The organism is Paraburkholderia sp. BL6669N2, from assembly GCF_003387275.1.
Classification (GTDB): domain Bacteria; phylum Pseudomonadota; class Gammaproteobacteria; order Burkholderiales; family Burkholderiaceae; genus Paraburkholderia.
The window spans coordinates 2,046,957-2,061,876 of sequence record NZ_QUNA01000002.1 but is presented as its reverse complement, the minus strand read 5'-3'; the positions used below and the strand labels follow the sequence as shown (position 1 = coordinate 2,061,876).

The window sequence follows — 14,920 nt, the reverse complement described above, 5'->3', positions numbered from 1 at the left end:
GTGCCGGTGGCCGCCTTGAAGGCGGAGCGGCAGACAGTCTTCATCATACTTAAGACTGTCCCCATTGTAGCGAAGCGATTGGAATAAGGCTTATAAAGATTTACGGTCAGTAAAACTTGTGGCTTTAGGCTTTTTCACGCCCTTTTCTACATGCTATTTTTTCCGTCACACTCAGGTAATTTACGGCGATCCGCGCGCATTCCAAAAGCTAAAACCGCCGCGCCAGCCACGCGCGAGCCTTTTCCCTTTCGGCGGGAACCGCTTCCAGCGACGGTTCGAACCAGAAAGTCCCTGCCACGAGGGTTGCGGCCACGATCCCGTCGCGATACAGAATGCGGTTCCCCGCTACTGCGGGCACCCGTTCGCCGACCAGCAAAGTGCCGGCGAGATTCAGCGGATCAGTCCCGGCGACACAGACAAAAGCACCGTCGTTCGCATGTCGCCGCACTTCTCGCAGCACGGGAATTGCTTCGGGCAGCGAAAATTGTTCGCCGGCGAGGCCATTCACAAAGCGTCCGCCGCGAATCACGCCGCGCGCTTCGAGCCGCTGAAAAACGCGCAGCAGGTCTCGCCACGGCGGTAGCCACTCGGCTTCGCGTTCGAGCAGACGCCAGAACACCACGCCGTAACGGCGCAACAGCGTCATCGCGACATGTTCCAGCACTTCGGGCGGCAATTGCCGGCGGCGCTCCTGCACATTCTCCGTCGCGGCAGCGGCACCAGCGGTGGGCCGGCTGACCAGTGCCCAGCGTCCCGCGTCGTCCATGCCGCCGATCAGCGCGCTCGAGCGCGCGCGCCGGTTGCTGGAAAACGCGTTGCGTTTGGCAGCCGGCTTCAGCAACGCGCGCAAGCCCGCGAAACTGTCGGAGTTCACGAGGCCCGCCGCCACCAGCTCACCCAGCGCACTCTCCAATTCCATACGCAATACGCGAACTTCGGCGAGCAATTCGTCGAAGAACATCGCGCCGTGTTGCAGGAGCGTTTCATACACGCTCTGCGCGCGCGCCGACAACTCCGGTTGTTTCGACGGATCGAGCAACGCGCTCCATACGCGCACTTGCGCACGCGGCAGCAGCACGATGGGCGTGCTGCGGATCGGCCCGCCGGTGCCGCGCGCGCGTTCCGTCAGGCGCGTCCAGACTATCTTGCCGGCCCGGCATAGTTCGTCGAGCGAAGTATTCGCATACGCCTTCACGCGCGCGGGCAGGATGTCTTCCTCCCATGCGGCCGCCGCGGCCTGGAAGCCTTCGAGCTGTTCGAGGACCGCGGCCAGCGCGTCGCGCCCTTCGCTGCGCGTGTCCGGCGTTAGATGCTGCCACTCGAACAGAAAGCGCATGAAGTCGTGCCGCTCCACCGGCTCGATTTCGCGCCGCAAGCGTTTCACGGTGTATCGGTGAATCCGCGCGAGCAGATGTCGTTCGCACCACTCTTCTTCGGCGGCTTGCGGCGTGAAGCGGCCGCGCATCACGTAGCCTTCGGCTTCGAGGCGCGTCAGGCTCTGTTCGACCGATGCGGCCGGCAATTTCAGCGCTTCGGCGATCGCGCCGACAGGTAGCGGGCCGAAGCCGGTCAGACGCGCACGGAGCACGTCGATCAGCGCGTCGTCTTCGTTCCAGCTTTCCGTGTAGCCTTTCGGCGCGGCGAGCGGCGGCGCGAATTCAGCGTGCGGATAGAGCGCCTGAAAACAGGTGACGCGTTCGACGGGCAGCCACAGGGCGCAATCGTGGGCGAGCTGCAGGCGGGTGGCGCGGCCGGACTCGGCCAGCGACGCGAGCCAGGCCGGCCAGCCTTCGTTGCGGCGCGCTTCGGCCTCGGTGATGCACGCAAGGCCGGTCAACGCTTCGTGCATCTCGTCGGCATTGCGCGCCTGCGGCCATGCTTCGTCGCGCACGCTTTCGATGGCTTCGGCATCGAGCGCACCGAGATCGTCGGCACTCGACGGGTCGGTCCAGCGCCGGTTCAGCACGGCTTGCGTGCGGCGTTCCTCGATCGGCGCGTCGTCGAGATAGGCGTACGGTTTCGCGTTGAGGATTTCGGCGGCGAGCGGCGAGGGCGCCGGCAAATCGCGCGCGACCAGTTGCACGTGGCCCTGTTCGATACGGCGCAGCAGCGCGATCCAGCGTTCGCTGTCCATCGCCTCGTGCAAACAGTCGTCGACGGTTTGCTCCACTAACGGATGATGCGGCAGTTCGCGTTCGCCGACCACGTTCTCCAGACACGCGGCCTGTTCGGGAAACACGTTCGCGAGCAGATCTTCGCTGCGCATGCGCTGCAATTGCGGCGCGGTTTTGCGCCCGCCCGTGTAACGCGGCAGGCCGAGCGCGGTCGTGGCGTTCCAGCGCCACCGCACGCCGAACAACGGCGCGTCGAGCAGCGCCTGAATCAGCAGATGCTCGGCACTGTTCGAATGCAGATAGCGCCATACTTCGTCGAGCACGAAGGAGTGGCTGCCGGTCAGCGACAGCACGATCGCGTCTTCCGTGGCGGCGGCTTGCAGCTCGAAGTTGAACGTGCGGCAAAAGCGTTTGCGCAATGCGAGGCCCCACGCGCGGTTGACCCGGCTGCCGAATGGCGCGTGGATCACGAGCTGGGTGCCGCCGGATTCGTCGAAGAAACGCTCCATGACCAGCGTGTTCTGCGTGGGCAGCACGCTGAGCGCGGCGCGCGCGCGGGCGAGATAGTCGACGATCTGGCGCGCGGCGGCTTCGTCGAGATGCAGGTTGTCGACCAGCCAGTCGATCGCGTGGTCGATGCGGGCGGAAAGCGTGTCGGCTTCGGCGCCCGTTTCCTCGGCCGCCGCGTTTTTATCGTCGAGAAGGCGAGCGATCTGTTCGCGCAAACGCGCGACGCCGAACGACAGTTCGTCGCTGCGCCCCGGCGCTTCGCCGAGCCAGAACGGAATATTCGGCGGCTGGCCCTGCGCGTCTTCGACCCGCACGCGCCCGCTCTCGATCCGCAGAATCCGATACGACGCGTTGCCGAGTTGAAACACGTCGCCGGCCAGACTTTCGACGGCGAAATCCTCGTTGACGGTGCCGATATTGATGGCCTGCGGTTCGAGCACGACGGCATAGTCGGCGTTTTCGGGAATGGTGCCGCCCGAGGTGACAGCGACGAGCTTGCCGCCGCGCCGGCCGCGCAGCGTGCCGCTCACCACGTCGCGATGCACGTAAGCGGCGCGCGGACCGTTGCGGCTCGTGTAGCCTTCGGCAAGCATGCGCAGCACGGCGTCGTACTGCTCGCGCGTCAGGTCCGCGTACGGAGCCGCGCGCCGCATCAGGTCGAACAGCGCGTCCTCGTTCCATTCCGCGCTCGAGACTTCCGCGACGATCTGCTGGGCCAGCACATCGAGCGGCGCGCGGGGAATGCGCAGCGCGTCGAGTTCGCCGCGCCGCACGCAATCGAGCAGCGCGGCGCATTCGATCAGATCGTCGCGCGAATTCGGAAACAGCCTGCCTTTGGGCATGCCGCCAACATGGTGGCCCGAGCGTCCGACCCGTTGCAGGAACGGCGCGATCGCGCGGGGCGAACCCATCTGGCAGACCAGATCGACGTCGCCGATATCGATGCCGAGTTCCAGCGAAGCCGTCGCGATCAGCACGCGCAGCTCGCCACGTTTGAGGCGCTGTTCGGCGTCGAAACGATGTTCCTTCGCGAGACTGCCGTGATGCGCGGCGACCACGTCCTTGCCCAGCCGCTCGGTCAGATGACGCGCGGCGCGCTCGGCCATGCGGCGCGTGTTGACGAAGATCAGCGTGGTGCGGTGCATCGCCACCAGTTCGGCGAGTCGGTCGTAGACGCGCTCCCACACTTCGTTGGGCATAACCGCTTCGAGCGGCACCGGTGGAATCTCGAGCGCCAGGTCGCGTTCGCGAATATGACCCACGTCGACGATCGCGCAGTCGGCGGGAATCCCGCTGTCGATGCTGCCGCCGCCCACCAGAAAGCGCGCGACCGCGCTCACCGGTTTTTGCGTCGCCGACAAACCGATCCGCGGCAAGCGCCTTTGGCACAGCGCGTCGAGCCGTTCCAGGCTGAGCGCGAGATGGCTGCCGCGCTTGCCGCCGGCGAGCGCGTGAATTTCGTCGACGATCACCGTGCGCACGGTCGACAGCATGCGCCGGCCGGAGTCCGAACCGAGCAGCACGTAAAGCGATTCCGGCGTGGTAACAAGAATATGGGGCGCGCGCTTCTTCAGCGCATTGCGCTCCTGCTGCGTGGTGTCGCCTGTCCTCACGGCGGTGCGGATATCCAGCGGCGGCAAGCCGCGCGCGTCGAGTTCCGCGGCGATGCCCTGCAGCGGTAACTGCAGGTTGAGGCGGATGTCGTTGGAGAGCGCCTTCAACGGCGACACGTAGACCGCCAGCGTTTCGTCGGGCAGTGCGCCGCCGTTGGCGAGGCCCTGCTGGACCAGGTCGTCGAGCGCGGACAGGAAGGCGGTGAGCGTCTTGCCCGAACCGGTCGGCGCGGCCACCAGCGTCGAGCGGCCACCGCGAATCTGCGGCCACGCGGCGGCCTGGGCGTCGGTCGGCGCGGGGAAGGTCTTGAGGAACCAGCTCGCGACTGCGGGATGGAAATCGGCGAGCGCGCCGGCCGTCGAGAGCCCGACGGCGGGCGTCGCGACAGGTGCGGCGGCGGGCGCCGCGCCCAAAGCAGCAGTAGTGGTGGAAGCCGAAGTCATGCTTGCGTAGTTGGGGGCGAGGCGTGCCATATCCAGAGGGCGGCGAAAGCAGCCGGTTGCATGGTTCAGGAATCAGTCTGGCAGGTTTACCCCGGTTTTGCCGAGGGCCGCGGATCGGCATTTATGTCGCGAGCGAAAGCCGCGTTGCGGGAATTTTTGCCGCGTGACGCGCGCCTGGGTCGCGCGCTGCCGGATTCCGCCGATTGCAGTACTCTCTACGCCTCACCCATCCACGAACCACGATGGAGTCTCGACGATGCGATACAACCAGTTGGGCCGTACCGGTGTTTTTGTCTCAGAGCTATGTTTGGGCACGATGACCTTCGGCGGCGGCGGGGGCATCTGGAAGCAGATCGGCGATCTGCAGCAGGCGGACGCGGAGCGGCTGGTCGGCCGGGCGCTCGACGCGGGCATCAATTTCATCGACACAGCCGACGTCTATTCGGAGGGCCTGTCTGAACAGATCACGGGCCAGGCGCTGAAAAACCTCAAGGTGCCGCGCGACAAGATCGTGGTGGCCACCAAAGTCTTCGGCCAGACGGGCGAGTTTCCCAATGCGCGCGGCGCTTCGCGTTATCACATCATCGACGGCGTGAAGGCGAGCTTGAAGCGGCTGCAACTCGATCACGTCGACCTGTACCAGATCCACGGTTTCGATCCGGCCACGCCGATCGAGGAAACTCTGCGCGCGCTCGACACGCTCGTGCAGCACGGCCATGTGCGCTACGTGGGCGTGTCGAACTGGGCCGCGTGGCAGATTGCGAAAGCGCTCGGCATTTCCGAGCGCCTCGGGCTCGCGCGCTTCGAAACGTTGCAGGCGTATTACACGCTGGCGGGCCGCGACCTCGAACGCGAACTCGCGCCGATGCTGCATAGCGAAGGCCTCGGCCTGATGGTGTGGAGTCCGCTTGCGGGCGGCCTGCTGAGCGGCAAGTATGGGCGTGAGCAGCAGGGCGAGGCGGGCAGCCGTCGCACGACGTTCGATTTTCCGCCGGTCAATCGCGAGCGCGCCTATGACTGCATCGACGTGATGCGCGGGATCGCCGAGGCGAAACAGGTGTCGGTCGCGCAGATCGCGCTCGCGTGGCTGCTGCATCAGCGGCTGGTCACCACGGTGATCGTCGGCGCGAAGAAGGTCGAGCAGTTCGACGACAATATCGCCGCGACCGGCGTTTCGCTCACCGCGGATGACCTCGTGAAACTCGATCAGGTCAGTGCGCTGCCGACAGAATATCCGGGCTGGATGTTGGAGCGTCAGGGCGAGCCGCGCCGCAAACAGCTCGAAGAGGCGCGGCATCCGGCGGTGTAGCGGCAGCCCGGCATCTCGCGATGCCGCCGGTCATTCCGTGGCAGCCTGCGCTGCGTCAGACGCCTGCGCTGTATAAGCCGCTGTGGCATCCATCGTGCGAGCCGAGTACACCATCGCGGCGCCCGCATTGACGGCGATCGCCACGCCCAGCGCTTCGGCAATTTCCTCGCGCGTTGCGCCATGTTTGAGCGCTTCGGCGGTATGGACGGTGATACAGCCGTCACAACGCAGGCTGACCGCGACCGCGAGCGCGATCAGTTCGCGCGTCCTGGCGCCGAGCAGGTCCTTCTTCTGGCCGGCGGTCGAAAGCGCCTGATAACCCCTCACGGTATCCGGCGACAGTTTGGCGATTTCGCCGATACGGCCGAACAGTTCCTGACGGTAATCGATCCAGTTCAACATGGCAGTGCTCCTTGGGGTGATGCGCGTCGGCAGGCGCCGGCGTCGTAAGACAAGTATTGCGCCGCGCCGCGATATCCTGAATACTCGATTCGCTCAACTTTTAGCGCGATCGTCTCATGGATACGCTTAGCCGACTGATCGACCTTGCCCGGCCCCAAGCCAGTCTCGACCTGCGTTGCCTGCTGTCGGGCGCCTTCGACATCGATCATGGGCAGTTGGAAGCGGGCATCGCGCCGTTTCATCTGGTGCTGGACGGCGCGTGCGTCGTCGAAACCGCCGACGGCGCCCAGCGCGAGTTGCGCACGGGCGACTTCATGCTGTTTCCGCGCGGCGCGGCGCATCGGGTGCGCGATGTGCAGCGCTCGAACGCCACCGCACCGTTGACGCAAAGCCATGACGGCATGCTGCCGTTGCGACGCAACGACGGCCGCGAAGGCCACGAAGGGCACGACAGCGCGCGCATCCCCGCCGACCTCGATCTTCTGTGCGGCCGCTTCGTCTATTCGCCGGGTTCGTCGGCCTTGCTGCTGAACGCGCTGCCTGATCCGTTGCATGTCTCGCTGAGCGGCATGGAAACGCGTGGCTCGCTGCAAACGGTGATCGCGCTGATGCGCAGCGAGGCCGAACGACGCCAGGCGGGCGCGCTCGCGATCGTCACCGCATTGAGCCATGCGCTGCTCGCCATTGCGCTGAGGGCGCACGGCGAGCAGAACGCCTCGGCGTCAAGCGTACTCGCCTTGCTTGCCGACGCGCGCCTCGGCGCTTCCGTGCAGGGCATGCTGAGCGCGCCCGAACGGGCGTGGACCATCGCCGAACTCGGCGCTCTCGCCGCCATGTCGCGCGCCACTTACGCACGCCATTTCAACGAGCGCGCGGGCATGACGGTGATGGACTTTCTTACGCAGGTTCGCATGACCATCGCCTGCGATCTGCTGCGCCGCACGCAGCGCAGCGCGGCCGAGATCGGCGAGGCGGTGGGCTATCAATCGGAAGCCGCCTTCGGCAAGGCATTTCAGCAAAGTGTCGGCGTGCCGCCGGGACGCTACCGGCGTCGTCCGCAAGAGAACGATGGGACGGAAAGCTAGCTACGGCTTGCCCGGTTTGCCTAACCAGCGATGCTCGATCCACGACATCAGAAAGGCCACCAGCAACGCGCAGACCGTGCCGAGCGTCACTTCGCCGAGGCGAAGCAGGGCTCTGTCCCACGCGGGCCCTATGCCCGGCACCAGCAGCATGATCGTCGCCGTGATTCCGCCCAGGCGCGCCGCGCTGCCGACATTCAGCGTCCAGCACAGGGCGATCGCCACGCCCACCGTGGCCGCGTAAGCCGCGAAATAGCCGGCGCCGAACGTGGCGCCCACCAGTCCGCACAAGCCGCCCAGCATCGCGCCGATGAATTGATCGCGCGACAGGTTGCGGGTGTCGACATAGCTATGTTGGCTGACCGCGATCGCCGTGATGGCGGCCCAGAAGCTTTGCTCCGTATGCAGCAGGCGGCCGATGGCGACCGCCAGACTCGCGCCGGCGACCGCCTGCACAGCCATGAAGCTGCCTTCGATCAGGCGCTCGCCGAGCGGCAACGACTTGAGAAAGGCAAACAGCGAGTTGGCGGCGCTCGCCCGTGCCGTGCGTCGGGAATCGTCGGGTGGGATCATCGGATGGGGGAAGCCTTGTTGCGGCATGAAGGTCACGTATTCTAGCGACTCCGATTGACGGTCGAACTAACCTTCACGACTGCGCAGCCGGCGATACCAGCTCATCAACGGTGTCGCCGAAACGCCGTGAATCACCACGGACGCCGCGATCGCCGCCAGCGTGAACGGCACGAGTGGGGCGACCTCGGTTGCAGCGCCGTTTTCCAGCGCGTACGCGAGGTAGTAAAACGAACCGATGCCGCGTATGCCGAACCAGCTCATCAAACGGCGCTGCGTCGGCGTCGCGCTCGATCCGAGCAGCGACAACTCCACCGCTGCCGGCCGCACCAGCACGAATAGCGCCGCGGTCAGCGCGACGGTGTGCCAGGTAAAGAGCGGCGTGTGCAGCGTGGCGAGCACATTGCCGACCATTGCCATGACGGCGACCTCGGCGATGCGTTCGAGCTCGATCGTGAAGCCGAGCACCGACTCCGTCATATACGCGTGCGCCTTGCTCGGATTCGCCGCGGTCGCCTCGACGTCTGCGGAATCCACGGTGCCGATGGTTTCGCGTGGCGACTGGCCGCCGCTCGCGCGGTGTTCGACACGGCGCATCGCGACACCGGCGGCGAACACGGCGAGAAAGCCATAGGTGTGCGCAAGCTGCGCGGCGCCGAACGACAGCACGATCAAACCGAGCGCAAAAAAACCTTCGAGTCCGAGCGCCTGCGCGTGGCGCGTGCGCAGCCACGTCACCGCGTGTGTAGTGGCCCAGCCGAGCATGCCGCCGATCGCGATTCCGCCCGCCACGCCCCACACCATGCTGCCTGCGAGCGCCAGGTTCAACAGATCTCCCGCTTCGGCGGCGGACGCCGCGCATAACGCGAGGCCGAGCATCGCGAAGGGCAGCGCGATGCCGTCGTTCAGTCCACCTTCGCCGGAGAGCGCGAAGCGCAGCAGATCGTGGTCGCCGGGGTTGTGCACTTGCACATCGTGGGCCAGAACCGGGTCGGTCGGCGCGAGGATCGCCGCCAGCAGCAAGGCCGGCCCCCAGCCGAGATGCAGGACGTACACGCCGAACAGCATCAGCAGCGGAATGGTCGCGAGCATCGCAAGAAAGCCGAGACGCAGCGGCACAGTCCAGAGTTTTTCGAGCATGCCTAGCCGCAACCGCAGGCCGATAGCGAACAGCGAGACGAGCAATGCGACTTCGGTGATGGTGCGCAGCAGATGCGCGTCGGCGATCATATCGAGGCGCAGCAAGCCAATACCGGGCGGCCCGAGAAAGTAGCCGATCGCGAGATAAAACATGGCGGCGCTGATGGGTAGGCGCCGCAGTGTGGTCGCCGCCAGGCCCATGAAAACGAGCACAGCGCCGACGATGAGAAACCACAAAGTTTCGTGCATGAGCATCCGGTGAGGGCCCGCATGCGCCTGCTGCATGCATGGCCGGTTGAACAACGGTGCGCCCCGCCGCGCCGATTACTGGCGCGTCATTTCAGGGCGCGCGTCCGAACGCTTCGCGCAGCTTGCGCTTGGCCTGTTGCAGGGTGTCGCGGCGCGTTTTCGGCAGGTTTTTGCCGGCGCGGTTGATATAGAAGTTCAGCATCGACATGGCCGACTGGAACGGCGTGCCTTTGCGGCGGCGGCTCTTCGTGGACGACTGCTTGAGCGATTGCGCGATCGATTCCGCGCTGCCAGTTTTGAACACATCGTGCTGGATATCCATCGCGTCACTGGTTTCCATGACGTGATGCGACCACTTCTTCGGGCTTTTAGCGGCATGCGCCGCGTGAGCCTTGGCGTGCCGCTGGCGCGGCGGCCGGCCCGACTTGCCGCGGGTGACCGGGCGCCTGGACTTGCTGGTGGATTTGCGTGTGGCCATGCTGCCGCCTCCTTATCAAATCTTGCGCGCGCTGATCACGCTTATTCTGCGCTCAAAGTGAAACGCGCCGGCTGCCGCGATGGCGGCATGCCGGCGCATCGGTGTCAGCACACGTGGCGCCCTACGGCCACGTGCGCCGACCGTGAGCACGCGTTACAACTTCAGGCCGCCGGCCTCCGGCGCATCCGACGACGCGGGCGGAACGTCGCCGACGCCATAGTCGTCGCGACGCAAAGTCGAGTCGCGGCCCCAATAGGGTTCGCTGCCGTAGTACTGATGCACGGACGTGGCCCAGGTCTGGTCCGCCATGGATGGCCAGTGGTCCTTGTCGAAGCCCGGGGCGTTCTTCACGCGTTCCGCGGTCATGTTCAGCACGAAGCATTTGCGGCCGGTATCGAGCGTCAGTGCATGCCATGGAATGGCGAGCAGCTTGTCGCCGATGCCGAGAAAGCCGCCGCTCGAGAGCACGGCGTACGCAACGCGGCCCGAGCCGACGTCGAGCATGATGTCCTTGATCTTGCCGATGTCCTCGCCGTCGCTGCTGAGCACCTTGTTGCCGTCGAGTGTGGCGGCGGCCATCACGTCCGGGCCGGGGCCGTCCGCGGTCGCGCTGCCCTTGCCGATGACCCGGGCGCCCTGTTCCTGGCGCATGCCGCCTTGCGTTTGTGTCTGGTTCACCATGATGAGCCTCCTCTACAGGTTGGGTGTGTGCAAGTTGAGCAACCGGCGTTCCTCCGTGTGGCGGAAGGCCTGCGCGCGATATTGGGCGGGGTGCTCCGTGCGTCGTATACGCGTGCGTCTTGCGCGAAGCGCGTGCGTAGCGGCGTGCCGGACGTGGCGTTGAACGCGTAAAGCGTGCTGACGCGATTGAAAATATTTCGTCGGAGGAGAGGAGGACAGCTAAGGAGCAACTGCCGACTGACTGACTGGTTCGCGACGACGCGTTTCACGGTCAGGATGGCGACATGCCCTTGCAATGCGGCATAGCCCTTGCGGGATGGTTGGCCAGCAGCGCAATGGATCACCTGGGCGCGCTGTCCATCTATTCACGGAGACTTTGATGAAACATACAAAAGCGTTGCTGGTGTCGGCACTTGTTGTGATGTCGGGCGCGGCGTTCGCGCAAGCGGGCGGTGGTAACGGTAACGGTGGCGGCGCCGGCACCGGCGGCTCGGGGAACGCTCACGGCGCGGCGACAGCGGCACCGACCACGAATGGACAGCCCACATCGGGAGCCATGAGTTCCAGTGGCTCCAAATCGCATCACATGTCCAAAACGAAAACCAAGAAGCCGATGACCGATTCGACCAACACGCCGGGCGCGGACGCAAGCAGCGATACGAAAGGTCAGTGAGCGCGCGGTAAAGCGACGGGGCCAAACGCGACGATTCAAGAAGCGCGACACGCCCTGCGCCGTGACATCCCCGGCCTTAAGGTTCTAAGGCGCGGTCTGTTTCACTGCACGTGACGCACTCGCCGTGCGCGCGCCTGCCGCCCGAGGTGCGGCGGCTCGCCGCGCAGCTTGCGCTCCCGTCTTCGCATCGACCTTCGCGGCTGCCGCTTTGCGCACCACGCGCGATTTCTTCAACAGACTCGTGATCGAACCGTCGATGCTTTCCGCCACCGCCGATTCGCGCGCCTTGCGGCCTTTCGCACCCGCCTGCCGTGCGAGCTTCGCCGCGCGTTTCTCGGCCTGCGCAAGCAGCGTGGCCAGCGCGACTTCATCCGCTTTCAACCCGCGGCGCGATTCAGCGGGCGCGAGACGCTGCAACTCGTCTGCTTCGAACGAACTGATCACGGCGGGGTGAATGTAGCAACGCCTGCACACGGCCGGCGTATTGCGCAACAACGCCGCCACGTCCTTCACGGTCGCGACGATATGACGGCGAGCTTCAGCCGCACTGCTGCATATCAGGCGACGCAGCGCGGCCAGCGCATAGACGCTGCCGGCCCACGTGCGATAGTCCTTGGCCGTGAAGTCCGCACCGCTCGCGCGACGCAGATAGTCGTTGATATCGGCGGAGCCGACGGTGTGGCGCGTGCCGTCCGCGTCGAGATACTGGAACAGGTCGTGGCCCGGCAGATCGGCGCAACGCCGCACGATGCGTTTGACGCGCGGGTTGTTCACCGTCACGTCGTGTTCGACGCCGCTTTTACCGCGAAATTTGAAGCGCAATTGGCCGGCTTCGATCTTCACGTGCTTCTTGCGCAACGTCGTCAAACCATACGACTGGTTATCGCGCGCGTATTCGACACTGCCGATCCGGATCAGCGTCGTATCGAGCAACTGCACGATCGCGGCGATGACTTTGTCGCATGGCATGCCCGGCAGATTCAGGTCGCGCGCGACACGGGCGCGAATCTTCGGCAACGCACGGCCGAACTCGGCCATGCGTTCGTATTTGTCCGCGTCGCGCGTTTCACGCCAGCGCGGGTGATAGCGGTATTGCTTGCGGCCGCGCGCATCACGGCCCGTCGCCTGGATATGGCCGCGCGGATCCGGACAGATCCACACGCTTTCATACGCTGGCGGAATGGCGAGCGCGTTGATGCGTTTGATTTCGTCTTCGTCGTCGATGCGTTTGCCCGTCACGTCGAAATACGCGAAGCCGTCCCTTTCACGCTGACGCGTGATGCCGGGCTTCGTGTCGTCGGCGTGGCGCAGGCCCGGCGGCAGGGCGGCGGGCGTGGGCTGTTTAGCGCTGTCGTCGTCCGCGCGTGCAGGGCGGCGTTGAATCGAGGTGGTTGTAGCAGCCATCGTCGCTGGTAGAAATTTCAAGCAGAAGGCGCGTGGCGCCGGTGACCGTGCCTGCAAGCAACGGCAATGCCTGGCGCGGCGTCGACAGGGCGGGCGACGGCGCTTGGGTTGCTTCGGACTTGCTTCGCGAGCGGGCGGAACAGTCCTTGCGGAAGCTCGCTACGTGTATCGAACGAAGCGAATCAACCAAGGAGAGCGCCATGAGCAGCACCCTGAATCCCGATGAAGAGCCGCAACAGGTCGTCAAACAAACCGCCGGCACGACCGGCGCGCTCGGCCCGAGCGATTCGTCCGATAGCGGCAGCGATGTGGCTGGTGCGAAGCGTCATGAATTCGACGTGGATACCGAATTGGACAATCACGCGCTCGAAACTGGCGACACCGAACTCGGCAGCGATACGGATCGTGCCGGCACAGGCGAGCGCGCCGCTGCCGACGGCGATTCCACCCTGATACCGGATGCGGACATCGAGCCGGACCGTGTGATCGATCCGCTGGCCAATGACGATGACGGCCTCGACGACGATCCGCAAGGGCTGTGAACGGGCGTCGGGCGGCAGGCGTCACGCGGGCGCGTGAACCGGGCGCGCGATCCGAACGTATGGGCACGTACTTTGCTCACATCGAGTTAATCGAAGGGCTGGCCACGCGGCATTGCTGGCCCGGCACTGACGAAGGAGATGAGGGATGGCTAGTGCGTTGAATGGTTACAAGGTGGCGGTACTCGCGGTGGACGGATTCGAGCAGGCGGAACTGATCGAGCCGCAACGCGCGCTCGTCGAGGCGGGCGCGACGGTGCATGTGATTTCAGCGAAGCCCGGCAAGATTCAGGGTTTCAAGCACGTGGATAAGGGCGACTCCGTCGAGGTGGATGCGACCTTCGACAAGGCCAGCGCGGACGATTACGACGCGGTGGTATTGCCCGGCGGCGTGGTCAACGGCGACGCCATCCGTCTGCTGCCGCAGGCGCAAGCCTTCGTCAAGGCAGCCGACAACGCAAAAAAGCCGATCGCGGTGATCTGCCATGGTGGGTGGTTGCTGGTGTCGGCTGGAATCGTCAAGGGCCGCACGATGACGAGCTGGCCGAGCCTGCAGGACGACATTCGCAACGCCGGTGGCAGCTGGGTGGACCAGGAAGTCATGGAGGACGGCAATCTGATCAGTAGCCGCAAGCCCGACGATCTGCCGGCGTTTAACAAAACGCTGATTGCGCAATTGTCGAAACGCAAGGCGGCATGAATGTGGTGTTGAAGGTGACGAAGCGCGCGCGAAGATGGAATGAAGCTGCGCTCCGTCTTATCGGTTCCGCTTCGGCGTATCCGTCGACCTGGGAGAAAATGCATGAAAATCCGGTATTCCCTACAAGCGATGACCGTCGCGCTGAGTTTGAGCGCGGCGTCCATTGGCGCGGTCTACGCGCAGGCGAGCGACGCCCCGGCGAGCGCTGCGCCGGTCAGCGGCACGAAGCTTTCGCCGGCGGATCAGCAATTCGTGCAGGACGCGTCGCAGTCGGACGCCACTGAAATCGCGGCCAGCAAGGTCGCACTCAAGAATTCCAGCGATCCGCACGTGAAGAAATTCGCGCAGCAGATGATTACGGATCACACGAAACTCTCGCACGGCATGGCGGCGCTCGTCTCGAAGAAGGGCTTCACCTCGACGCCGTCGGCGGATTCCGCGCTGGTCGGCAAACTCCAGACGCTCAAGGGCAAGGATTTCGATCAGGCCTATGTCGAGCAGGTTGGGGTGGAAGCACACCAGCGAGCGGTCGATCTCTTCCAGCAGGAAAGCACCAGCGGCACCGACGCGCAACTCAAGGCCGCGGCCGCGCACGCGCTGCCGACCATCAAACATCATCTCGCGATGGCGCAGCAACTCGCCGGCGCAATGAAGGGTTCGCCATGAATGCGATCCGGCCGCGGCCGGCCTATGAGGATTCCCTTATGCAGATCACTTTTTCCGACGACAAGCCGGTCTTCGACGGAGCGAACCTGACCGTGCGCTTCATGGCGCGGGTGGACGGCGAGCCGGTCGTATGCACGATTACCGCCGAGGCGCTCGAGGATCATTTCGGCGCCGATTCCGCCCTGGAAGCCACGCTGATGTCGGCTTTCGACAAAGGTCGTCAACGTATCCGTTCGGTTTGCGCCGAAGCACTCGACCAGAACGACGGTGAAGGCGTAGTGTTGCATAGCGGACTGTTCAGAGTGGAAGGCATGGAACCGGATCGCGGCACCACGGCGTAAGGCCG

General features: G+C 65.0%; 14 protein-coding genes. 7 read left to right on the top strand and 7 right to left on the bottom strand.

Annotated features, from left to right (window positions below):
- Positions 1–208: 208 nt before the first annotated feature.
- Positions 209–4,681 (bottom strand): DEAD/DEAH box helicase, encoded by a 4,473-nt coding sequence (locus B0G80_RS31725; protein ID WP_258879092.1) that lies wholly within the window; start codon positions 4,679–4,681, stop codon positions 209–211.
- 256 nt (positions 4,682–4,937) lie between these two features.
- Here B0G80_RS31725 and B0G80_RS31720 point away from each other — a divergent pair, with 256 nt between their 5' ends.
- Positions 4,938–5,990, top strand: coding sequence for an aldo/keto reductase (locus B0G80_RS31720; protein ID WP_116121849.1), 1,053 nt, complete (start codon positions 4,938–4,940; stop codon positions 5,988–5,990).
- A gap of 30 nt (positions 5,991–6,020) precedes the next feature.
- Here the strand turns inward: B0G80_RS31720 and B0G80_RS31715 are convergent, their stop codons facing one another.
- Positions 6,021–6,392, bottom strand: coding sequence for a carboxymuconolactone decarboxylase family protein (locus B0G80_RS31715; protein WP_106278336.1), 372 nt, complete (start codon positions 6,390–6,392; stop codon positions 6,021–6,023).
- Between the two features lie 116 nt (positions 6,393–6,508).
- Between B0G80_RS31715 and B0G80_RS31710 the strand changes: the two genes are divergently transcribed.
- Positions 6,509–7,477 carry an AraC family transcriptional regulator gene (locus tag B0G80_RS31710; RefSeq protein WP_116121848.1) on the top strand — a complete coding sequence of 323 codons (969 nt, stop codon included), beginning with the start codon at positions 6,509–6,511 and terminating at the stop codon, positions 7,475–7,477.
- Here B0G80_RS31710 and B0G80_RS31705 read toward each other — a convergent pair whose 3' ends face one another.
- From B0G80_RS31705 to B0G80_RS31690, 4 genes are all read right to left on the bottom strand, one after another.
- Positions 7,478–8,047 carry an aromatic acid exporter family protein gene (locus B0G80_RS31705; protein ID WP_116121847.1) on the bottom strand — a complete coding sequence of 190 codons (570 nt, stop codon included), beginning with the start codon at positions 8,045–8,047 and terminating at the stop codon, positions 7,478–7,480.
- Between the two features lie 66 nt (positions 8,048–8,113).
- The gene (locus B0G80_RS31700) at positions 8,114–9,433 is read right to left on the bottom strand and encodes a sodium:proton antiporter (RefSeq protein ID WP_116123794.1); all 1,320 of its coding nucleotides are present in this window, start codon (positions 9,431–9,433) and stop codon (positions 8,114–8,116) included.
- Positions 9,434–9,524: 91 nt separating this feature from the next.
- Positions 9,525–9,911, bottom strand: coding sequence for a DUF3175 domain-containing protein (locus B0G80_RS31695; protein WP_106278331.1), 387 nt, complete (start codon positions 9,909–9,911; stop codon positions 9,525–9,527).
- A gap of 153 nt (positions 9,912–10,064) precedes the next feature.
- Positions 10,065–10,592: a PRC-barrel domain-containing protein gene (locus B0G80_RS31690; RefSeq protein ID WP_116121846.1), complete on the bottom strand. Its 528-nt coding sequence runs from the start codon at positions 10,590–10,592 to the stop codon at positions 10,065–10,067.
- A gap of 379 nt (positions 10,593–10,971) precedes the next feature.
- On the opposite strand from B0G80_RS31690, the gene B0G80_RS31685 reads away from it, so the two are divergent.
- Entirely contained in the window at positions 10,972–11,265 is a 294-nt protein-coding gene (locus tag B0G80_RS31685) for a hypothetical protein (protein ID WP_181920104.1), read from the top strand.
- Between the two features lie 84 nt (positions 11,266–11,349).
- Here B0G80_RS31685 and B0G80_RS31680 read toward each other — a convergent pair whose 3' ends face one another.
- Entirely contained in the window at positions 11,350–12,669 is a 1,320-nt protein-coding gene (locus tag B0G80_RS31680) for a DNA topoisomerase IB (protein ID WP_116121844.1), read from the bottom strand.
- A gap of 200 nt (positions 12,670–12,869) precedes the next feature.
- Here B0G80_RS31680 and B0G80_RS31675 point away from each other — a divergent pair, with 200 nt between their 5' ends.
- From B0G80_RS31675 to B0G80_RS31660, 4 genes are all read left to right on the top strand, one after another.
- Positions 12,870–13,211, top strand: coding sequence for a chemotaxis protein (locus B0G80_RS31675; RefSeq protein ID WP_116123793.1), 342 nt, complete (start codon positions 12,870–12,872; stop codon positions 13,209–13,211).
- A gap of 145 nt (positions 13,212–13,356) precedes the next feature.
- Positions 13,357–13,908, top strand: a complete 552-nt coding sequence (locus B0G80_RS31670; RefSeq protein WP_116121843.1) for a type 1 glutamine amidotransferase domain-containing protein — start codon at positions 13,357–13,359, stop codon at positions 13,906–13,908.
- A gap of 102 nt (positions 13,909–14,010) precedes the next feature.
- Positions 14,011–14,574, top strand: a complete 564-nt coding sequence (locus tag B0G80_RS31665; RefSeq protein ID WP_116121842.1) for a DUF4142 domain-containing protein — start codon at positions 14,011–14,013, stop codon at positions 14,572–14,574.
- The gene (locus tag B0G80_RS31660) at positions 14,571–14,915 is read left to right on the top strand and encodes a DUF1488 domain-containing protein (protein WP_106278318.1); all 345 of its coding nucleotides are present in this window, start codon (positions 14,571–14,573) and stop codon (positions 14,913–14,915) included. The genes B0G80_RS31665 and B0G80_RS31660 overlap by 4 nt, the downstream gene beginning before the upstream one ends.
- Positions 14,916–14,920 lie beyond the last annotated feature (5 nt).